Source organism: Nocardioides sp. (assembly GCF_047602075.1).
GTDB lineage: Bacteria > Actinomycetota > Actinomycetes > Propionibacteriales > Nocardioidaceae > Nocardioides.
On sequence record NZ_JASGIF010000001.1, the window covers coordinates 1,968,017 to 1,987,997 of the forward strand.

24 protein-coding genes and 1 pseudogene are annotated in these 19,981 nt (G+C 69.1%); 18 read left to right on the plus strand and 7 right to left on the minus strand.

Annotation, left to right across the window (positions count from 1 at the left end; all coding sequences use genetic code 11):
- Window positions 1-110 precede the first annotated feature (110 nt).
- The 11 genes from QM714_RS09900 to QM714_RS09950 all read left to right on the plus strand — a co-directional run bounded on the left by QM714_RS09900 (window position 111) and on the right by QM714_RS09950 (window position 8,731).
- A complete protein-coding gene (locus tag QM714_RS09900) occupies window positions 111-1,514 on the plus strand; it encodes a PTS galactitol transporter subunit IIC (RefSeq protein WP_415099957.1) in 1,404 nt (467 codons plus the stop codon).
- A complete protein-coding gene (locus tag QM714_RS09905; protein ID WP_415099959.1) occupies window positions 1,511-2,002 on the plus strand; it encodes a PTS sugar transporter subunit IIA in 492 nt (163 codons plus the stop codon). Before QM714_RS09900 ends, QM714_RS09905 begins: the two co-directional genes overlap by 4 nt.
- A gap of 160 nt (window positions 2,003-2,162) precedes the next feature.
- Window positions 2,163-3,161, plus strand: coding sequence for a sugar-binding transcriptional regulator (locus QM714_RS09910; protein ID WP_415099961.1), 999 nt, complete (start codon window positions 2,163-2,165; stop codon window positions 3,159-3,161).
- Window positions 3,158-3,562 (plus strand): transcriptional regulator GutM, encoded by a 405-nt coding sequence (locus tag QM714_RS09915; RefSeq protein ID WP_415099963.1) that lies wholly within the window; start codon window positions 3,158-3,160, stop codon window positions 3,560-3,562. Before QM714_RS09910 ends, QM714_RS09915 begins: the two co-directional genes overlap by 4 nt.
- 157 nt (window positions 3,563-3,719) lie before the next feature.
- Window positions 3,720-4,346, plus strand: coding sequence for a PTS glucitol/sorbitol transporter subunit IIC (locus QM714_RS09920; RefSeq protein WP_415099965.1), 627 nt, complete (start codon window positions 3,720-3,722; stop codon window positions 4,344-4,346).
- Window positions 4,343-4,936 (plus strand): hypothetical protein, encoded by a 594-nt coding sequence (locus QM714_RS09925; RefSeq protein WP_415099967.1) that lies wholly within the window; start codon window positions 4,343-4,345, stop codon window positions 4,934-4,936. The genes QM714_RS09920 and QM714_RS09925 overlap by 4 nt, the downstream gene beginning before the upstream one ends.
- A gap of 22 nt (window positions 4,937-4,958) precedes the next feature.
- A complete protein-coding gene (locus QM714_RS09930; RefSeq protein WP_415099969.1) occupies window positions 4,959-5,330 on the plus strand; it encodes a hypothetical protein in 372 nt (123 codons plus the stop codon).
- Window positions 5,327-5,755 (plus strand): PTS glucitol/sorbitol transporter subunit IIA, encoded by a 429-nt coding sequence (locus QM714_RS09935; RefSeq protein WP_415099971.1) that lies wholly within the window; start codon window positions 5,327-5,329, stop codon window positions 5,753-5,755. The genes QM714_RS09930 and QM714_RS09935 overlap by 4 nt, the downstream gene beginning before the upstream one ends.
- Window positions 5,752-7,080 carry an NAD(P)H-dependent oxidoreductase gene (locus QM714_RS09940; RefSeq protein ID WP_415099973.1) on the plus strand — a complete coding sequence of 443 codons (1,329 nt, stop codon included), beginning with the start codon at window positions 5,752-5,754 and terminating at the stop codon, window positions 7,078-7,080. The genes QM714_RS09935 and QM714_RS09940 overlap by 4 nt, the downstream gene beginning before the upstream one ends.
- A 491-nt stretch (window positions 7,081-7,571) precedes the next feature.
- The gene (locus QM714_RS09945; RefSeq protein ID WP_415099975.1) at window positions 7,572-8,426 is read left to right on the plus strand and encodes an IspD/TarI family cytidylyltransferase; all 855 of its coding nucleotides are present in this window, start codon (window positions 7,572-7,574) and stop codon (window positions 8,424-8,426) included.
- The gene (locus QM714_RS09950) at window positions 8,423-8,731 is read left to right on the plus strand and encodes a hypothetical protein (RefSeq protein WP_415099977.1); all 309 of its coding nucleotides are present in this window, start codon (window positions 8,423-8,425) and stop codon (window positions 8,729-8,731) included. Before QM714_RS09945 ends, QM714_RS09950 begins: the two co-directional genes overlap by 4 nt.
- Here QM714_RS09950 and QM714_RS09955 read toward each other — a convergent pair.
- Both QM714_RS09955 and QM714_RS09960 read right to left on the minus strand, forming a co-directional pair.
- The gene (locus tag QM714_RS09955; protein ID WP_415099979.1) at window positions 8,691-9,371 is read right to left on the minus strand and encodes a 2-C-methyl-D-erythritol 4-phosphate cytidylyltransferase; all 681 of its coding nucleotides are present in this window, start codon (window positions 9,369-9,371) and stop codon (window positions 8,691-8,693) included. The two genes, QM714_RS09950 and QM714_RS09955, sit on opposite strands and share 41 nt — an antisense overlap.
- 76 nt (window positions 9,372-9,447) lie before the next feature.
- Entirely contained in the window at window positions 9,448-9,933 is a 486-nt protein-coding gene (locus QM714_RS09960; protein WP_415099981.1) for a CarD family transcriptional regulator, read from the minus strand.
- A 251-nt stretch (window positions 9,934-10,184) separates the two neighbouring features.
- On the opposite strand from QM714_RS09960, the gene QM714_RS09965 reads away from it, so the two are divergent.
- A complete protein-coding gene (locus QM714_RS09965) occupies window positions 10,185-10,673 on the plus strand; it encodes a hypothetical protein (protein WP_415099983.1) in 489 nt (162 codons plus the stop codon).
- A gap of 67 nt (window positions 10,674-10,740) precedes the next feature.
- Window positions 10,741-11,484 (plus strand): phosphoglyceromutase, encoded by a 744-nt coding sequence (locus tag QM714_RS09970; RefSeq protein ID WP_415099985.1) that lies wholly within the window; start codon window positions 10,741-10,743, stop codon window positions 11,482-11,484.
- Between the two features lie 162 nt (window positions 11,485-11,646).
- Here the strand turns inward: QM714_RS09970 and phoU are convergent, their stop codons facing one another.
- Entirely contained in the window at window positions 11,647-12,306 is a 660-nt protein-coding gene (phoU, locus tag QM714_RS09975; protein WP_415099987.1) for a phosphate signaling complex protein PhoU, read from the minus strand.
- A gap of 123 nt (window positions 12,307-12,429) precedes the next feature.
- Here phoU and QM714_RS09980 point away from each other — a divergent pair, with 123 nt between their 5' ends.
- The 3 genes and pseudogenes from QM714_RS09980 (at window position 12,430) to QM714_RS09990 (ending at window position 15,391) form a co-directional block, all read left to right on the plus strand.
- Window positions 12,430-13,557 carry a sensor histidine kinase gene (locus QM714_RS09980; protein ID WP_415099989.1) on the plus strand — a complete coding sequence of 376 codons (1,128 nt, stop codon included), beginning with the start codon at window positions 12,430-12,432 and terminating at the stop codon, window positions 13,555-13,557.
- A 169-nt stretch (window positions 13,558-13,726) separates the two neighbouring features.
- Window positions 13,727-14,405, plus strand: a pseudogene (locus QM714_RS09985) (response regulator).
- A 68-nt stretch (window positions 14,406-14,473) separates the two neighbouring features.
- A complete protein-coding gene (locus QM714_RS09990; RefSeq protein WP_415099991.1) occupies window positions 14,474-15,391 on the plus strand; it encodes a DMT family transporter in 918 nt (305 codons plus the stop codon).
- On the opposite strand, the gene QM714_RS09995 is transcribed toward QM714_RS09990, so the two are convergent.
- From QM714_RS09995 to QM714_RS10005, 3 genes are all read right to left on the minus strand, one after another.
- Window positions 15,381-15,899, minus strand: coding sequence for a YbjN domain-containing protein (locus tag QM714_RS09995; protein WP_415099993.1), 519 nt, complete (start codon window positions 15,897-15,899; stop codon window positions 15,381-15,383). The two genes, QM714_RS09990 and QM714_RS09995, sit on opposite strands and share 11 nt — an antisense overlap.
- Window positions 15,896-17,134, minus strand: coding sequence for a D-inositol-3-phosphate glycosyltransferase (gene mshA / locus QM714_RS10000; protein ID WP_415101052.1), 1,239 nt, complete (start codon window positions 17,132-17,134; stop codon window positions 15,896-15,898). Before mshA ends, QM714_RS09995 begins: the two co-directional genes overlap by 4 nt.
- A 112-nt stretch (window positions 17,135-17,246) precedes the next feature.
- Window positions 17,247-17,645 carry a hypothetical protein gene (locus QM714_RS10005; RefSeq protein ID WP_415099994.1) on the minus strand — a complete coding sequence of 133 codons (399 nt, stop codon included), beginning with the start codon at window positions 17,643-17,645 and terminating at the stop codon, window positions 17,247-17,249.
- Window positions 17,646-17,731: 86 nt separating this feature from the next.
- On the opposite strand from QM714_RS10005, the gene QM714_RS10010 reads away from it, so the two are divergent.
- On the plus strand, window positions 17,732-18,421 hold the full coding sequence (locus QM714_RS10010; protein WP_415099996.1) for an aspartate/glutamate racemase family protein: 690 nt from the start codon (window positions 17,732-17,734) through the stop codon (window positions 18,419-18,421).
- On the opposite strand, the gene QM714_RS10015 is transcribed toward QM714_RS10010, so the two are convergent.
- Window positions 18,414-19,109: a substrate-binding domain-containing protein gene (locus QM714_RS10015; protein ID WP_415099998.1), complete on the minus strand. Its 696-nt coding sequence runs from the start codon at window positions 19,107-19,109 to the stop codon at window positions 18,414-18,416. The genes QM714_RS10010 and QM714_RS10015 overlap by 8 nt on opposite strands.
- Window positions 19,110-19,181: 72 nt before the next feature.
- On the opposite strand from QM714_RS10015, the gene QM714_RS10020 reads away from it, so the two are divergent.
- Complete coding sequence (locus tag QM714_RS10020) at window positions 19,182-19,955, plus strand: IclR family transcriptional regulator (protein ID WP_415100000.1); 774 nt, start codon at window positions 19,182-19,184, stop codon at window positions 19,953-19,955.
- Window positions 19,956-19,981: the final 26 nt, after the last annotated feature.

A 19,981-nucleotide genomic window follows, 5' to 3' on the forward strand; every position in this document is an offset into this window, starting at 1 on the left:
ACGTGTTCGGGCAAGTCCTGCTGGGCAACCGCCCCGCCCGAGCAACCTCGCACTCTTCCGGCCGCCCCGCGGACCGGAGACTTCGTCACCTCTGAGAGGAGAACCCCACAGTGGAAGCCATTTCCGCATATCTCAACGACCTCGGTGCTGCCGTCGTCTTGCCGATCCTGATCACGATCTTCGCACTGATCCTCGGCCAGACGTTCGGCAAGTCCCTGCGCTCCGGCATCTTGATCGGTGTCGGCTTCGTCGGCATCAACCTGGCTATCGGCCTGCTCTTCGGGCAGGTCAGCCCGGTCGCGCAGGCGATGGCCGACCGCTTCGACGTCAGCCTCGACGTGGTCGACGTCGGCTGGCCGTCCAGTGCCGCGATCGCCTTCGGCTCGCACGTCGGCGCCGTCATCATCCCGTTCTGCCTCGCCCTCAACATCGTGCTGCTCCTGCTGGGGCTCACCCGGACCTTCGACATCGACCTGTGGAACTACTGGCACTTCGCCCTGGTCGGCGCCCTGGTAGCGGTCGGCAGCGGCAGCTTCTGGTGGGGTCTGTTCGCCGCCGGCGTGGCCATGATCATCGTCTTGGCGATGGCCGACTACGCGGCTCCGTACATCCAGAAGTACTTCAACTACCCCGACATCTCCTTCCCGCACGGCACCAGTGCGCCGTATGCCTTCTTGGCGATTCCGCTCAACGCGCTGATGGACAAGATCCCCGGCCTGAACAAGGTCGAGGCCGACCCGGCGGCCATCAACAAGAAGTTCGGCATCTTCGGCGAGACGGTCTTTCTCGGCGCGGTCATCGGCCTGCTGCTCGGGCTGGCGGGCTACGGCTTCGACGACCCCCGTGCAGACTCGATCGCGATCTTGACCCTGGCGATCAACCTGGCCGCGATCATGGTGATCTTGCCGCGGATGGTCTCGATCCTGATGGAGGGTCTGATCCCCGTGTCGGAGGCGGCGCGCAACTTCATGTCCAAGCGCTTCCCCGGTCGCAAGTACTACATCGGTCTCGACTCCGCCATCGCGATCGGTCACCCTGCGGTCATCGCGACCTCGTTGATCCTGGTGCCGATCACGCTGCTGGTCGCAATCATCTTGGCCCCGGTGGGCAACCGGGTGCTCCCACTGGTCGACTTGGCCACCATCCCCTTCATCGTGGCGGTGATGGTCCCGATCTTCCGGGGCAACATCATCCGCTCGGTGATCGGTGGCGCCATCGCCATCGGCGGCGGTCTGTTCATCGCCACCGCCATCGCGTCGACCTTCACCGAGGTGGCGCTGCGGTCCGGTTTCGAGAACACCACTGGCGCTGCCGAGATCTCCTCGCTGGTCGACGGCGCCAACCCGCTGACCGGCCTGCTGGTGTGGTTCGGCTACATCGGCCCGGTGATGAACGTGATCGCCTTGGTGGGCGCCCTGGCCTTCGCCTGGTGGGTGCGCGGTGTGATGAAGAAGCGGGACGCGGACGCGCTCGCCGCGGAGTCCGCCGAGGCGGCCCCGGAAGGTTCGGCGTGACCGACACCGTCGATGCCCGGCCGGTGGCCTCACTCACCTTCGTGAGGCCACCGGTCGGCAACGCCGAAGAGGCCTTGCTCCTGCTCACCCGGGCAGCGGTGGAACAGGGCTATGCCCTGTCGACCCTGCCGGAGGCGGTCGTGGACCGCGAGCGCCAGCATCCCACCGGTCTGCCGACCCCGCTCCCCTGCGCCATCCCGCACGCCGATGCCAGCCACGTGCGACGTCCGGGCATCGGCCTGCTCCTGGCCGACCGGCCACTGGAGTTCCGCGAGATGGGGAGCAAGGACCGGACGGTTGCGGCGCGGTTGGTCGTCCTCCTCCTCGTCGACGATCCGACCCGCCACGTGGGCCTGCTCGGCGGACTGGTGCGCACCCTGCAACGGACCGACCTCGAGGAGTTCTTGACCACGGACCTGGCCGGCCCCGACGACCTCGCCGCTCGGCTCACCGCGGCTCTCGAAGACCAGGCGGGAACGTCTGTGTGAAGCAGCCCCGCGAGACGTCGTACAACCTGGTCGCCGGAGCGAGCAGAACCGACGACGTCCGCCAGGGCCGCGAGATTTTCCGGGCAGGGCCTTGACGTGAGTGACGTCACACCTCTACGTTCGGCGAGCAGATGTGCAAACGATAATCACGGAGGTGACGATGCCAGCGCCGCGGGACCCCAGCACCCTGCTCGCCGCAGCGCGGCTGTACTACCTTGACGGCAAGTCCCAGCACGACATCGCCGCCGAGCTCGGCACCAGTCGATCCAACGTCTCGCGGATGCTCACCGAGGCGCAGCGCCAGGGCATCGTCGAGATCCGGGTGCACGACCCAGCGGGCCGCTCGCGCGACCTGGAGAACACCCTGCGCAAGCGTTTCGGTCTCCACGACGTCCGCGTGGCCGCCCGCGGAGCCGGTCGACTCGGCCGCGCCGAGGAGCAGGTCGGCACCCTTGCCGCCCAACTGCTGGTCGACTCCCTCGCCGACTCCATGACGATCGGGATGAGCTGGGGCCACGGTCTGCAGTCGATGGTGTGGGCGACCCCGCAGACCGGTGACTACAGCCTCCAGGTCGTCCAACTCGTCGGTGGGATGTCCTCGATCAGCAACGAGATCAGCGGACACGAGCTGGTCCGCGAGCTGGCGTCCCGGCTCGGGGCGTCCTACACCTTCTTGCACTCGCCCGCGACGTTCTCTACCACGATCGCCCGCGACACGATGCTCGCCGAGCCGTCGGTCGCCCAGGCGCTCGCGCTGGCTCGCCAGGCAGATCTCGCCTTCGTCGGCATCGGCACCCCCAGTCACGGCTCCTCGGCCGCGATCTTGTCCAGCCTCGACCTCAGTGCGGACGAGGAGAAGGAGTTCTGGGCCGCCGATCCGGTCGGCGACGTGGCGGCCCGCTACTTCACCGCCACCGGCGCACCCGTGCTCGGCGCCGTCGAGGACCACGTGCTCGGCATCTCGCTCGCCGAGCTGGTCGAGATCCCCAACGTGGTCGGGGTGGCCTCCGGACGCGCCAAGGCAGCCGGCGTCCTCGGTGCCCTGCGCGGACACCTGATCGACTCTCTCGTCTGCGACGAGAGCCTGGCCCGTTGCGTGCTGAGCGACGACGCCGAACTGACCCAGCACACGAGCCCCACCAAGGGAGTGAAGAGATGAGCACCGCCTTCTGGATCCTCGCTGCGGTCGTCGCCGGTTGGATCGTCCAGCTCTACCTCAGCTATCGCCAGTCGATGCAGTTCATGGCGGACGTCCGCAAGCTGCGCAGCGTCGGCAAGGTCAGCATCGGAGTGGGCGGCAGGCGCTACCGCGGTGGTCGGGCGTACGTCGCCATGGCATTCGACGACGACGGTGTCGTGCGCGACGCCCTCACTCTCCAGGGCTGGACGACCTTCGCCCGCTCCAAGCCACTGTCGGCGCTGCTCGGGCGGCGCGTCAACCAGATCAAGGGCGACCGGGAGATCCCCGGTCTCTCTCGTCAGCAGCGAGAAGCCGCCCGACAGGCGGCCGAGCTGCTCCTGCAGGAAGGGAGTCGCGCCACCACCAAGTCCCCCCTGTAGGAGGAGGCCGCGCGGCGACCCGGGATGGCGCCCGAGTCGTCGCACGACCCGCGTCGAGCGGAACCTCCGCACTGCAACCTCTGCAACTGCAACACAGGCGATGCCAGGCAAGCATCAACCAGGCCTTCGCGAAGGCCGACCCCGACAAGGAGAAATCATGCCATTCACACCATGGCTGGCGGGCATCCTGCTCGCCGCCACCGACACCGTCGATGACCCCAAGGGGTTCTTCGGCGTGCTGGCGCACTGGGCCGAAGGCTTCATTGGCGTCTTCCAGAAGGGTGGCGAGACCTTCACGGGTCTGGTTACCGGCATCATCCCCACCCTGGTGGTGCTGCTCACCGCGGTCAACGCGCTCATCAGGCTGATCGGCCCGGAGAAGATCGACAAGCTGGGCGAGGCAGCCGGCCGCCCCGGCCTCCAGTGGTACCCCGTGCGCTACCTGGTCCTGCCGGTGCTCTCGGTGTTCTTCTTGACCAACCCGATGGCCTATACGATGGGCCGGTTCCTGCCGGAGCGCTACAAGCCGGCGTTCTACGACTCGGCGGTCAGCTACGTGCACCCGATCACCGGCATCTTCCCGCACGCCAACCCCGGCGAGCTGTTCGTCTACCTGGGCATCGCAGCCGGCATCACCACCCTCGGCCTGAACACCAGCGAGCTGGCCGTGCGCTACCTGCTCGTCGGCATGGTGGTCATCTTGATCCGCGGCATCGTCACCGAGCTCATCACTGCGCGGATGCTCTCGCGTCGTGCGGGCGCTGCGGAGGAGGTCGCAGCATGAGCGCCACTACCAGCACCGGAGGAGCCTTGGGCGGCTTCAATAACCTACTAGTCAAGATCGGCAAGGCTGTCGGCGGCGTGGTCGGCACGCTCTACCAGGCCGGTCGCGACACGATCGACACCATCATCCGCAACATCTTGCCCTTCATGGCCTTCATCTCGGTCCTGATCGGCATCATCAACGGCGTGATCATCAACGGTCATCCGATTGGCTACTGGCTGGCCCAACTTCTCACGCCGCTGGCCAGCAACCTGCTCGGCCTGCTTGTAATCAGCATCTTCTGTGCGATCCCGATCCTGTCGCCGGTGCTCGGCCCAGGCGCGGTCATCGCTCAGGTTGTGGGTGTGTTGCTTGGTGACCGCATTGGCAAGGGCGACATCCCCCCGCAGTACGCCCTGCCGGCGCTGTTCGCGATCAACCCACAGGTCGGCTGCGACTTCATCCCGGTCGGCCTGGCCCTCGGAGAGGCGGAACCTGAGACAGTGGAGGTGGGCGTGCCCGCCGTGCTGATCTCCCGGCTCTTCACCGGCCCGCTGGCCGTAGTGATCGCCTGGCTCGCGAGCTTCGGCCTCTACCCCAGCAGCAACTGAACCAACCTCTAGGAGAAGAGCAATGACTGAGTACAAGTCCGTCAAGGTCACCAAGGGCACGGGAGGCTGGGGCGGTCCGTTGACCATCACGCCGACCGACGCTCGGCCGCTGGTTGCCTCGATCACCGGCGGCGGCATCCACCCGGTGGCGCAAAGGATCGCCGATCTCACCGGAGGCGAGGCCTTCGACGGCTTCTCCAGCTCGGCGCCCTTCGACAAGATCGCCGTCGCAGTCATCGACTGCGGTGGCACCGCACGCGTCGGGGTCTACCCGATGAAGAAGGTCCTCACTGTGGACATCCACGCCACCAGCCCGGCCGGGCCGCTGGCGCAGTTCATCACCGAGGAGCTCTTCGTCTCCGGCGTCAAGCCCGAGGACGTGCAGGAAGCATGAGCGCCACCGACTCGACCCCGAACGATGCAACGGTGGTGTACGAGTCGGTGGTGACGGGGGTGGGCGGCCAGGTCGAGGCGTTCCTCGACCATGGCCTGCTCATCTTCTTCGGCGATCAATCCCCGGCGGAGCTGCACGACATCTCCGTGCTGCACTCCGCCGGGGTCGCCGAGGACGGTCCCCGTCCCGGGGACGTGATCGATCTCGGGTCCACCTCTCTCGAGGTGCTCGCTGTCGGTGACGTCGTCCGCGACAACCTCCTCAATCTCGGCCACCTCGACCTCAAGGCAGACGGCCGCACCGACGCCAAGCTTCCCGGTGACGTCTGCGTGCCGGTCGGCCAGCTGCCGCTCCTCCAAGCCGGCGACACCTGGCGCATCCGGCGTCCGCAGTCCGCCACGACACCAGCAAAGGACGCCCCATGAGCTACCGCACCCGACTGCAGCAGCGCCTAGAGGAGACCGGGCGACCGCTGCGAGTCGGCCTGGTCGGCTCCGGGCAGATGGGTCGCGGCTTCGCGGCCCAGCTGCTCAAGATGCCCGGCATCAACCTGTCCGTGGTCTTCGACGTCGATCGTGCCCGGGCGGAGGAGGCGTTCACCCAGGCCGGCGTCAAGCCGTCCTCGGTGACCGACACCGACGCCGCGATCACGGCCATCGAGAACGACGAGTCGGTGGCGCTGAGCAACGTCGACGAGGTCGGCGCGCTGCCCCTCGACGTGCTCGTCGAGGCCACCGGGGTCCCCGACGTCGGTGCTCGCACCGCGGTCGAGGCACTCTCCTCCGGCATGGACTACGCCACCCTCAACGTCGAGCAGGACGTCACGGTGGGTCGCTACATGCTGCAGCTGGCCAAGGAGTCCGGCCAGCTGTACTCCGTGTGTCGGGGCGACGAGCCCGTGGAGACCAAGATCCTGGTCGACTTCGCCCGGGACCTGAACTTCGAGATCATCTGCGCCGGCAAGGGCAAGAACAACCCGCTCGACCCCTACGCCACCCCGGACAAGCTGGCCGCCGAGGCGGCCCAGAAGAAGATGAACCCGAAGATGCTGTGCGAGTTCGTCGACGGCTCCAAAGCGATGATCGAGATGGCCGCGCTGGCCAACACGACCGGCCTGGAGATGAGCAAGCGCGGGATGTACGGCCCGGCGTCGACCGTCCCGACTCTGCACGACACCTTCCGTCTGCAAGAAGACGGCGGCGTGCTCGACCGACCGGGCGTCGTGGACTACTGCATCGGCCCGGTCGCACCGGGTGTCTTCGTGGTGGTCCGCTCCGACGACCCGTACGTCGTCCACGAGATGTCCTACCTCTCGATGGGCCCGGGACCCTACTTCTCGCTCTACCGGCCCTACCATCTGGCCTCCATCGAGGCGCCGCTCACGGTCTACGAAATGGCGCTGGACCGGACTCCGAGCCACACCTCGGAGCACTGGACCTCCGAGGTCGGCGCCGAGGCCAAGCGCGACCTGAAGGCGGGCGAGGTCATCACCGGCATCGGCACCGACACCATCCGTGGTGTCGCCGACAAGGCCGACGACTTCCTGGCAGACGGTTGCGTGCCGCTGGGCGTGCTGGCGGGGGCGCGGCTCACCCGGGACGTGCCGGTGGACCAGATGCTCACCTACGACGACGTCGAGCTGGACGAGAGCTCTCTCATCGTCCAGATGCGCCGCCACCAAGAAGCGCTGGCCCGTGGCGAGCAGGCCCCCACCCTCGCCGAGCTCCGCGAGGCCTTCCGCCGCCGCTGAGCCACACCGGCGTCTCCACCCCCAACGTCGGGCCTGCCGAGGATCCCCCGCCTCGGCAGGCCCGATCTCCATTTCTCCGCCGGAGGTTGGCGGTGGTGTCGGTGTTTGCGGTCTGGGGGTTGCGGTCTGGGGTTGCGGTCGGTGAGCGGGTGCGGCGTCCGGGCCGGCACAGGGGCCCCGCGCGCCAACCACCCCTGCGCTCGCACGCGTCGCGCAGGGGGGCCAGTCCCATCCACGGCGCTGTGGGGCCCCTGTGCCCACCCGGCCACCGCGTCAGGCTCACCGCACGCAGCCGGGGCTCGGCTCACCCGCCGCCGTGGTCACCCTCCCAGGGGTCGGTGCCGCTGGTCCCCGTTCTCGGGTGGGTCGGAGGCGGACGGGAGCAGGGGTGTTGCCGCGGCGTCAAAGGGACAAGGCCCGCGGCGGCCGCAGCCAGCCGCGGCAAGCGGTGGAGGTCAGGTGGGCCAATGAGGAGGCGCTACAGTCGCCGGGTGTCCACCCGTTCCGGTCAGGCTGCGCCCGCTGGCGTGTCCGTCAATGGCGTCGGCGGCCGTCGGGGGACGCGGGCGGCGTTGGTGATGTTGGCCGCCGGCGACGGCAGGCGGACTGGCCATGACACCAACAAGGTGCTGCTGCCACTCGCCGGGAGGCGGGTCTACACCTGGGCGATCAGGTGGGCGCGCGAGCTGCCTGGGATCGTGCGGACGGTGCTGGTGATCCGGGAGCAGGATCGCGACACGATCGAGACCACGCTGACCCGTGAGGTGGAGGATCTCGACGTCACCGTGGTGACCGGGGGGACCAGTCGGCACGGCTCGGAGTGGGCGGCGCTGCAGGTGCTGGCGCCCGACATCGAGCGCGGGGACCTGGACGTGGTGGTGATCCACGACGCGGCGCGGCCGCTGGCCAGCACGGCACTGTTCAGCAGGGTGATCACCTGCGCGGCCGAGCACGGTGGCGCGCTGCCCGCGCTCATCCAGGACGACCTGACCGCGGTCGAGCCGACCGACCCGCTGCCCGAGCTGGAGGTGATCGCGGTGCAGACGCCGCAGGCGTTCGCGGCGCCGCCGCTGCTGGCGGCGTACCGCCGCGCCGACCGCGACGGCTTCGTCGGAACCGACACGGCGAGCTGCATGGAGCGCTACACCGACTCCCCGGTGCACTGGGTCGACGGAGACGCACGGAACATCAAGATCACCTTTCCCGAGGATCTGTTCCTCGCCGAGCGTCTGCTAGCCAAGGCAGGGTGGGACCTGACCGGCCTACCGCACCCGCGGACCGAGGCTCAGGACGCCCGGCACCGTCGCCACCTGCGGGATCTGTGGCGGACGGGAGAGCGGACATGAGCGTCGCGCATGCCGACCTGCTCTGCGAGACCTGCGACCAGGTCACCGAGCACGAGCTGCACTATGCGGGCCGGATCTTGGAGTCGGTCCGTTGCACCCGGTGCGGCAGCCACATGGAGCTCTCCCAGAGCGCCCTGCTGCCGGCGTACGTCCACGACCTGGAGCAGCGGGTGGCGAGCAAGCCGAGGCGGCTGGCCCACCGGGCGACCCGAGACCCGGGCGCCTTCTTCAAGGGACTGCCGGCGGCGGTGCTGCGGCAGCCGGTCAAGTTCCTGGGCGAGTTCCGCGGGCTGTTTCGGCGCTGACCGGAGAGCGGAGCTGGCGGCGCATCTCGACCGCTGCCTCGAGCAGGTGGATCGACGACTCGTCGCAGACCCGGCGGGCCAGCGACGGTGCGCGGACCAACTCGACCGGACCGCGCTCGCGGGCCCAGGCGACCAGCGCGGTGAAGTCCTCCACGGGCGGCGGCAGCGGGTCGCCGAGGAGCGCCGAGCCGAGCACGACCGGCGAGGTCACGGTGGCGATCCGGTCCCGGTCGATGGTGCCCTCGATCTGGTCGCCGCGGACGGCCTTGAGGGTGTCGGTGACGGGGCGTACGCCGACCAGCGCCGTCTCCGGTTCGCGCGCGGCCCGCTCGGCGAGGGCGAGCAAGAAGTCGGCCGGGGTGAGCGGGCACAGCGGATCATGCAGCAACACAGGACCGGCGACGCCGGGTGCGTGCAGCCGCTCGGCCCACCAGTCCGCGACGGTGAGAAGCGGGGTGTCCGGATCGAGGTCGTCGCGATCGATGGCGCTGAACTGTCCGTGTCCCGGGTCGACGACCACGGTGGGCCGATGCCCGGCTAGCGCGCCGAGCGCGTGCTCGTAGAGCGGGAGTCCGTGCAGCGTGGTGAACGGGAGCGCCCCCCGGCCCGCCAGCACTACGGCGAAGGACGCGGCGCTCACCACACCCGCCTGGACACGAACGGCCAAGGCCCCCGGCGCATGCCGGGGGCCTTGTCACCAATGACGGGCACGAGCGTCAGGAGGCGAGCACCTCGTCGAGCAGCGCCTCTGCCTTGTCCTCGTTGGTCCGCTCGGCCAGCGCGAGCTCGGAGACCAGGATCTGCCGAGCCTTGGCCAGCATCCGCTTCTCGCCCGCGGACAGGCCGCGGTCACGCTCGCGGCGCCACAGGTCGCGGACGACCTCGGCCACCTTCATCACGTCACCGCTGTGCAGCTTCTCCAGGTTGGCCTTGTAGCGGCGCGACCAGTTGGTCGGCTCCTCCACGTGGGCCGCGCGCAACACGTCGAAGACCCGGTCGAGGCCCTCCTTGTCGACCACGTCGCGCACCCCGACCAGATCGAGGTTGCAGGCCGGCACCCGGACGACCAGATCTTGTTGTGAAACGATCCTCAAGACGAGGTACTGCCGGTCCTCCCCCTTGATCTGCCGCATCTCGATGTCTTCGATGACCGCGGCCCCGTGATTCGGGTAGACAACGGTTTCCCCGACAGTGAAAGTCATATGCAAAGTACCCCTTCCTTCGGGCTAGTCTACCACGTCCGCCGACCTGCTCTGAGCGCGTTTGCGCAGGTCAGAGGCCACATAGGGGCTTGACAGAACCCCGACGATGTGATGGGCGCGAGTGCAGGGGCGGCCCGCCGGACAGCGCGCAGGAGCGATAGGCTGGCCGCGCAGCACCACTGACCAGACCTGACCGCTCGACCGCGACGGGTCGCCATAGGACCGAACACGACCGAAGGGGCCAGGCTCGCATGCACCTCCGCCGAAGCACCGCACTCCTCGTGGGTGCCCTCCTGATCGTCCTGTCCGCCCTGTCGGCGTGTGCCGCCGACGGCCGCAACGCCGCCACCGGCAAGGTCAACCAGATGACCGTCGGTGTCGACTATCGCGACGGCCAGGTCTTCGTGCTCAACGCAGTCGTGGTCTCCAAGGACAAGGGCTCCGGCACCTTCGTCGCGACCCTGGTGAACAAGTCACCCGACGCTGCACACACGCTGTCGGCACTGTCGGGCGACGAGCTCAAGGTCGACCCTTTCTCTCCGGTCAGCGTGCCGCCGCAGGGGCTGGTCAACCTCGCGGAGGGTGACCGTGGACTCCCGCTCAGCGGCGACTTCTCCGCGGGTCAATACGTCCAGTTGACCGTTGCCCTGGGCGACTCCGAAAGCGCCGTCATGAACGTGCCGGTGGTGCCCGACTCCGGAGACTTCGCCGGGCTCGACCGCAGCGCTTCCGCCCCCTGACCTGCGACCGACTCAGCAAAAAGGCCCACCGACCAGTCCTCGTGGCTCACTCCAGAAAGGCAGCGCCATGACCTACACCCTCGTCCTGCTTCGCCACGGTGAGAGTGAGTGGAACGCCAAGAATCTCTTCACCGGCTGGGTCGACGTCGACCTGACCGAGAAGGGTCGCGCCGAGGCGGTCCGCGGCGGCGAGCTGCTGCGCGAGGCCGGTGTGCTGCCCGACATCGTGCACACTTCCTTGCAGCGGCGTGCCATCACCACGGCGTACCTCTCCTTGGACATCGCGGACCGGCACTGGATCCCCGTCAAGCGCTCCTGGCGGCTCAACGAGCGGCACTACGGCGCTCTGCAGGGCAAGAACAAGAAGGAGACGCTCGCGGAGTACGGCGAGGAGCAGTTCATGCTGTGGCGGCGCAGCTTCGACATCCCACCCCCGCCGATCGCGGACGACGACGCGTTCTCCCAGTCCGGCGATGCGCAGTACGCCCACCTCGGCGCGGGCATGCCGAGGACCGAATGCCTCAAGGACGTGATCGCTCGGATGATGCCGTGGTTCGAGTCCGAGGTGATGCCCGACCTGCAGTCAGGTATGACCGTGCTGGTCGCCGCCCACGGCAACAGCCTGCGCGGCATGGTCAAGCACCTCGACGGCATCAGCGACGCCGACATCTCAGCGCTGAACATCCCGACCGGCATGCCGCTGGTCTACCGACTCGACGAGTCCCTGAAGCCGATCGTGCCCGGCGGGGAGTATCTCGACCCCGAAGCCGCCGCCATCGCCGCCGCCGCCGTGGCCAACCAGGGTCGCTGACTCGCCGGAACTCGGGCTCGTCTCCCGCGGTGCTGTGGTGGCCCTGACCCATCTCCCGCGGTCCTATGGTGGCTGAGAACCCGGAATACAGGGCACTTTGCCACTACAAGACCGCGGCAGACGCCTGCCCGGGCATGGCAGCGCCGGCCCAGCAGCCCCTGTCTAGCCGGTGGTCTCCAGCGCGGGGTGCTCGCCGGTGACGACATAGACGACGCGGCGGGCGACCTCGACGGCGTGGTCGGCGATCCGCTCGTAGTAGCGACCCAGGAGGGCGATGTCGACGGCCGGCTCGACGCCGTGGTCCCAGTCGGCGCCGAGCAGCTCGGTGAAGCTGTCGCGGCGCAGGCCGTCCATCTCGTCGTCCATCTTGTCCAGGTCGCCCGCTGCCTCCGGGTCCCGCTCGCGCAGGATCGTGGTCATCCGGGAGACCATGTCTTGGGCGACCCTGGCCATCCGCACCATAGTGGGCAGCGCCGAGTCGGGCACGGCGAGATAGGGCACCCGCAACCGGGCGATCTTCGCGACGTGCACGGACAGGTCGCCCATCCGCTCGACGTCGCTGACGATCCGCAGCGCCGCCACCACGGTGCGCAGATCGGTGGCCACGGGCTGCTGGAGGGAGAGCAGCTCGAAGCATTGCTCCTCCACCCGATGCGCGGCCGCATCGATCTGGCTGTCCGCTGAGATCACCGACTCGGCGACGGACGCGTTGCCGGACATCAGGGCCTCGGTGGCGTAGTGGACGGCGTTCTCGACCTCGCGGGAGATGGCGGCGAGGTCGGCGAAGACCATTTCGAGTTGTTCGTGGAATGCCTCACGCATGCACCGCACAGTAGGGGCCTTGGGTGAACCGTCGGCGCTTCCCGGTGAACGCCGGATGAACAGTCGGCACACGCCCCTCGCGTGACTCCGACCCGGCGGCCGGGCGCTGCGTACGATCTTGTCGTGGATCCGACGACGCAGCTCAGCCTGGCCGCGCTGGCCGGTGCGCTGCTGTCCGGTTCCGCAGCCGTGGCGTGGGTCGTGTCCGACCGTCGCATGCACCCGTCGCCAGCCGAGCGGGAGGACGTCGTGCCCGCAGGAGTGGACGCCGTGCTGTCGGTGCTGCGCAGCAGTGCGGTCGTGCTGGACGAGCGGGACACCGTGGTGCGGGCGTCGGCGCCGGCGTACGCCTTGGGCATCGTCCGCGGCGACGACCTGGTCGTGCCCGAGCTGGTGGAGGCGGCCAGGCAGGTGCGCCACGACGGCGAGATCCGCACCCTGGACCTCGAGCTGGGGGGACGCGGCCTGCCGCCCCGCTCGATCAGCGCGCGAGTCGCCCCGCTGGGACCGCACCTGATCCTGGCGCTGGCCGACGACCGCACCCGGGAGCGGCGGCTGGAGGAGGTGCGTCGCGACTTCGTCGCCAACGTCAGCCACGAGCTGAAGACCCCGGTCGGCGCCGTGCAGCTGCTCGCCGAGGCGTCCCGTGGCGCCGCGGAAGATCCCGATGCGGTGGTGCGCTTCAGCAAGCGGATTCTGAAGGAGACCAAGCGGCTGAGCCGCCTGGTGCAACAGATCATCGACCTCTCGCGGCTGCAGGGCGACGACCCGCTCGAGTCGCCGACCCTGGTGTCGGTCGACAAGGTGATCGAGGCTGCGCTGGACACCAGTCTCATCGACGCCGAGACGCGCCGGATCGACCTGTCCGTGACGGGTGATCACGGCCTGGAGGTGATCGGCAACGAGGAGCAGATCACCACCGCGGTGAGCAACCTGGTGGCCAATGCGGTCGCCTACTCCCCCGAGGGCTCCTCGGTGACCGTGGCGGCCACGGGGCACCCGGAGCAGATCGAGATCGCCGTGATCGACCGTGGCATCGGGATCGCAGCCGACGAGATCGACCGGATCTTCGAGCGCTTCTACCGTGTCGATCCGGCCCGGCACCGCTCCACCGGCGGCACCGGTCTCGGGTTGTCCATCGTCAAACACATTGCAGCCACCCACGGCGGCGACGTGACCGTCTGGTCCGTCCAGGGCCAGGGCTCGACGTTCACCCTCGTCCTGCCCAGAACCACTCCCGAGGAGGACTAGTGCCCTGTCGCAACCAATTCACGGTCTACCGCGACCCCCAGGCACGCACCTCGCCGCGTTGCCGTCGCTCGCAAGACAACAGCGGTATGGCTTCGCTCCGGCGCCTTGCGATGCACGCGCCTGGACGCCGCCCTATCCCGCCCTTTGGCCGCGACAAGGCACTAGAGCAATGACCCGGGTGCTTGTCGTCGAGGACGAGGAGAAGCTACAGCGAGGCGTTGGCCTACCTGTTGCGCAAGGAGGGGTACGACGTCGCGATCGCCGCGACCGGGCCCGACGCACTCGTCGAGTTCGAGCGGAAGGGCGCAGACATCGTGCTGCTCGACCTGATGCTGCCCGGGCTGCCGGGGACCGAGGTGTGTCGACACATCCGACAGACCTCCAACGTCCCGGTGATCATGGTCAGCGCAAAGGGCGACGAGGTCGACAAGATCGTCGGGCTCGAGCTGGGCGCGGACGACTACGTCACCAAGCCCTACTCCCCCCGCGAGCTGCTCGCCCGCATCCGCGCCGTGCTGCGCCGCGGCGCCGAGCCGGAGCTGGCCTCCTCGGTGCTCGAGGCGGGCCCGGTCCGGATGGATGTCGAACGCCACATCGTCACCGTCGACGGTGCGGCACAGCGGCTGCCGTTGAAGGAGTTCGAGCTGTTGGAGTTCTTCTTGCGCAACCCCGGCCGAGTCCTCACCCGTGGGCAGCTGATCGACCGGATCTGGGGCTCCAACTACGTCGGCGACACCAAGACCCTGGATGTTCACGTCAAGCGCCTGCGGGCGAAGATCGAGGCCGACCCCGGCGAGCCCAAACTGCTCGTCACGGTCCGGGGCTTGGGCTACAAGCTGGAGGCCTGAGCCCGACCGGCACGGCAGAGTCCGATACCCGCGAGAGCCTGTCGGCGGCGTCGCGTAAGTTCGGCCGGGTGACCGTTGCGAAGACCCCCACCCCCGCGATGACCCACCAGCCCTGGGTGCCCGTGGCCGCGGTCGGGGTCACCCTGGTGCTGTGGGCCTCGGCATTCGTCGCGATCCGTCATCTCGGACATGACTTCTCCCCGGGCTCGCTCTCACTCGGGCGACTGTTGGTGGGTGCGGTGTGTCTCGGCGCGGTCGCGATCCCGCGCGGCCTGGTCCGGCCGTCGGGGCGTGACCTTGCTGCCGTGCTCACCATCGGGGTGCTCTGGTTCGGCATCTACAACCTCGCCCTCAACCAGGGTGAGCACCACGTCGACGCCGGCACCGCGTCGATGTTGTTGCAGGTCTCACCGCTCCTGATCGCCGTGCTAGCGGCGACCTTCCTCGCCGAGCGGTTCACCGTGTTCCTGGCGCTCGGCCTGCTGCTGGCCTTCGGCGGCGTGGCGGTGATCGCGCTGAGCACCTCGCCTGGAGGTCACCGAGACACCACCGGCATCGCGCTCTGCCTGGTGGCGGCCCTGGTCTACTCGATCAGCGCCATCTTGCAGAAGCCCGTGGTCGCCCGGCTGCCCGCCGTGCAGGTCACCTGGCTCGCCTGCAGCACCGGCGCCGTCGTCTGCCTGCCGTTCCTCGGCCAACTGATCAGCGAGACTCGCGCGGCCCCGCTCTCGTCCACCTTGTGGGTGGTCTACCTCGGTGTCTTCCCGACCGCGATCGCCTTCACGACCTACGCGTTCGCGCTGCGGCACATGTCCGCGAGCCGACTCGGGGTGACCACCTACCTGGTGCCGCCCATCACCATCGTGCTCGGTGTGCTGTTCCTGGCCGAGGCGCCGCCCACATTGGCGTACGTCGGCGGCGTGCTCGCCCTCGTCGGCGTCGCCGTCGCGCGGCACCGGCCACGCGGCCGGATCCCTACCCCATGACGCGCGGGTCGGGCGGATCCTCACCAGCCTCCAGCCACCCGCGGAACGCCTCCAGGTTGGCGGTGGACTCACCGCGGGCGAGCCGCCACTCCCACTCCTTGCGGATCGAGGTCGCGAAGCCGAGCTCGAGGATGACGTTGAAGGACTCGTCGGCGAGGGTCAGCACCGCACCGAGCAGCTGGTCGAGGTCGTCGTCGGAGATCGAGGAGAGCGGCAGCCGCCCACTGAGATAGATGTCGCCCAGCCGATCCAGCGAGAAGCCCACCCCATAGGTCTTGAGGTTCTTCTCCAGCAGCCAGCGGTAGACACCCTCGAAGTTCTCGTCCGGACGCCGGCAGACGAAGGCATGCACCGCCAGTGCGTGGGCGCCGATCTCCAGCCGCACCGGTGTCTGCAGCTTGCGGGTGCCGGGCAGCGCCAGCGCGAAGACGCCTTCGGCGGGCTCGGCGAACTCGATCTCCTGGCGGGTGAGGAAGTCGCAAACCAGGCGACCGGCGTCCGCGCTCACGAGGCCAGCTCCGCTGCCATCAGCGCGCGTGCCTTGCGGTAGACCTCCAAGGTCGCCGCCGCCGTGCGCTCCCACGAGAACGACGCGGCGTGGCCGGGCGCGGCGGCAGCCAATTGACCGGCACACTGCTCGTCGCCGAGCACGCGGCCCAACGCGTCGGCCCAGGCTCGGGGGTCGTGCCCCTTCACGAGCACTCCGCTCACCCCGTCGGCGACCACGGTGGTCAGTCCGCCCACGGCGGCCGCCACGACGGGGGTGCCTGCTGCCTGGGCCTCGGCAGCGACGAGGCCGAAGGACTCGTTGTAGGAAGGTACGGCGACCAGCGTCGCCGCGGCGTACCACCGAGCGAGATCCGCCTGTGCCACCGGAGGGACGAACCGGACGACATCCTCCAACCCGAGCCCGGCCGCGAGCTGGGCCAGCGACTCGGGGTGGTCGAGCCCGGAGCCGGATGGGCCGCCGACGACCGGGACGACGAGCCGAGAGCGCAGGTGCGGTGCACGATCGAGCAGGACGGCCACTGCCCGCAGCAGGACATCCGGCGCTTTGAGGGGCTGGATGCGGCCGGCGAACATCACGATCAGTGCGTCCGACGGCAGCCGCAGAGCGGCGCGCGCGAGCTGCTTGGACATCGGCCGGAACACGGTGAGGTCCACGCCGGGGTGGACGACCTTCACGCGGTCGGGGTCGGCGCCGTACAGCTCGACCAGCTGGCGGACCTCGGTTGCGGTGTTGGCGATCAGCATGTCGGCTGCCTCGACCACCTGCTCCTCGCCGATCACGCGGGCGGCGGGCTCCGGGGCGTCGCCGTCGGCGAGCGCATCGTTCTTGACCTTCGCCATGGTGTGCATCGAGTGGACCAGTGGCACTCCCCACCGGTCGCGGGCGAGCGCGCCCACCTGACCGGAGAGCCAGTAGTGACTGTGCACGACGTCGTAGTGCCCCACCGGCAGCGCCGCCTCGGTGCGGAGCACGGCCCGGGCGAAGGTGCACATCTGACCGGGCAGCTCTTGCTTGGTGAGACCCTCGAACGGGCCGGCGGCGATGTTGCGCACCGTCACGCCCGGTGCCGCCTGCACGACTGCGGGGGCCACCGAGGAGGTGGCGCGGGTGAAGATGTCGACCTCGATGTCTTCACGGGCCAACCTGCGGGCGAGCTCGATGACATAGACGTTCATGCCACCCGCATCACCGGTCCCCGGTTGATCCAGGGGGGAGGTGTGCATGCTGATCATGGCCACGCGGGACACCGACCGATCCACGCCGACCTCCTTCAGGCCGCACCTCGGCCCCAACTGAGTTGAACCCGAGGCAGGCTCGGGAGATTCCCGTCCGGTCGCGGCGGGGCTACGCGTCGGCCTCTGCGTCGGCCCAACGTTTGGCGCTGCTCGAGCGGCGGAAGACCACCGCGGACACTACTGCGACCACGCCGCCGATCACTCCCTCGGCCAGCCGTCGGTCGACGGCTCCGGTTGCGAGGGACCAGGCGATCACTGCCAACAGGACCGCTGAGACCGCCACGATGGCGCGCAGCCACACGGTGCCGCTGCGGACCAGTCGGGCGGCCGCGGTCGCTGCCGCCAGTGCGAGCCAGACCCCGCCGGCCCACTGCAGCGCCACGCCCCAGTCGCCGTCGGTGATGGACGGCTTGACCCGGTCGAGGCCGAGAAGCAGCAGCCAACTCAGTCCACCGAGGAACCCGGCCAGACAGGCTGCCGCCCGCGAGACCATCTCGAGACCCTCCACGCCGTCGTCTGCTCTGCCGAGGGGACGAGTCGTCGCCCTGGTCGGCCCACCTGCCCGGCCGAGCACGAGTCTGCCAGACTGCCACCGTGCAGACCATCGGACTCGTCGGCGGGATGAGCTGGGAGAGCAGCGCCGTCTACTACCGCGACCTGAACGTCGGCGTGCAGCGGCGGCTGGGCGGGCTCTCCTCACCCAGGCTGGTGCTCAGCACCGTCGACTTCGCCGAGCTGACCGACCTCGAGGACGCCGAGCGTTGGGACCAGGTCGGGGTGTTGCTGGCCGACGCCGCGCGGGGTGTGGAACGGGCCGGAGCGGACTTCCTGCTGCTATGTACGACGACGTTCCACAAGGTCGCCGACCAGGTCGAGGCCGCTGTCGACATCCCGCTGCTACACCTCGCCGATGTGGTCGCCGATGCCTGCCTGGCCGACGGGGTGACAGAGGTCGGCTTGATCGGCACCACCGTCGCCATGTCGGACGGGTTCTTCACCGACCGGATGGCTGCCCGCGGCCTCACCACGATCACCCCCGACCCACGCCACCACACCATGCTCAACGAGGCGATCTACGACGAGCTCGTGCACGGCCACGTCCTCGACCGCACCCGCCGCCGGGTGGTCGAGGTGATCGACGAGCTCTGGGACGCCGGCGCCAAAGGGGTGCTGCTCGGCTGCACCGAGCTGGAGATGCTGATCAGCCAGGCCGATGTCGAGTTGCCGGTCTTCCCCTGCACGACCCTGCACGTCGAGGCCGCACTCGACCGCGCCCTCAGCTGACTGCGCGAGCCATCCCGTTCACCCGCACGGTGTCGTCGAGCGTGCCGTCGACCAAGTGGTCGATGGCCTCGGCGGCGCGGCCAGGCTGCGCCGAGGAGCCCGCGATCCCGCTGCTGAAGATCGACCTGATAGCGGCAGAGCCCGGCAAGGTCCCTAGGACCCGCACGCCGGCCACTCCTTGGAGCTCGCTGCGCTGTTGAAAGCCCAGGTCGGCCTGACCACCGGCCAGCAGCCGGCCGACCGGCACTCCGGGCTCAGCTTGCACCAGGCGCCCTTCCAGCGCCGACAGGAGGCCCCACCGCTCAAGGAGCTGGACGAGGGCGGTGCCGCTCGGGCCGGTGGAGACGGCAATCCGTTCCGCGCGCTCCAGCGCCGCACGAAGCTCTTCCTCCCCACCGAGGGCAACCGGCTCTGCAGACGCGGGGATGGCGGCGACGACTTCCGAGACGAACGTCGGCCGAACACTGCCGGCGACCAGGAAGCCCTCGGCCTCTAGGTCTGACATCGCCGACTCGGCCAGCACGACGACGTCGGCCGCGGCGCCCTCACGGATGCCGCGTGCAGTCTCGACCCCACCAGCAGCGGTGAACCGGACGGAGATGCCGTGGTCTCGAGAGAGCGCCTGGCAGAGGTCGGCGAGCACCTGCTTGGTCGCCATCGAGCACAGGCCGATGATCTCCTCAGCCACCACCGACCTCCTCCCTCGGCCTGCTTCCCGAGGTCACGACTCGGATAGTACGGCGCTGGAAGACTGGCGACCATGACCGCGCTGACGACTCCGCCGATGTCCGCGGCGGGCAAGGTACTCGCCGTCCTGGCCACCTTCGACCGGGACCGCCAACGACAGACGCTCTCCCAGATCGCCCGTCGGACCGGCCTGGCGATGAGCACGACCCATCGGGTTGTCACCGAGCTGGCTGCCTGGGGTGCGCTCGAGCGCGACGAGGACGGGGCCTGGCATGTGGGGCTACGGCTGTGGGAGGTCGGATCCGTGTGCCCTCGCGGGCAGATCCTCAGCGAGGTCGCCCTGCCCTTCATGCAGGACCTCTACGAGGCGACGCACGAGAACATCCAGCTCGCGGTGCGCGAAGGCACCGAGCTGGTGTTCGTCGAGCGGATCGCCGGCCACGACTCGGTCAAGCTGCGCACCATGGTTGGCTCACGGTTCCCACTCGCCGTCACCGGGATGGGGCGTGTGCTGCTCGCCAACGCACCCCAGGACATCCAGCAAGCCGTCCTCGACGCACCGCTGACGGCCGCGACGCCGCACACGGTGACCGACCCCAAGACCCTGCGTGGACAGTTGAGTCGGATCCGTCGCGAGCAGATCTTCGTGAGCGACCGGCAGCTCTCCGAGACGACCGTCGCAGTCGCGGCGCCGGTGCGGATCGGCGCCGATGGGCCGGTGTACGCCGCGCTCGGCATCATCATCGCCGCAGCGAACGCGAGGCGAGCTCGCGGCTTGCGCCACCTGTTGCTCGTGGCAGCTCACGGGATCTCTACGGAGCTGGGACACCGAGCGGGGCCCGCCTAAGGCAGCGAGACATTCGGCTTCCGCCT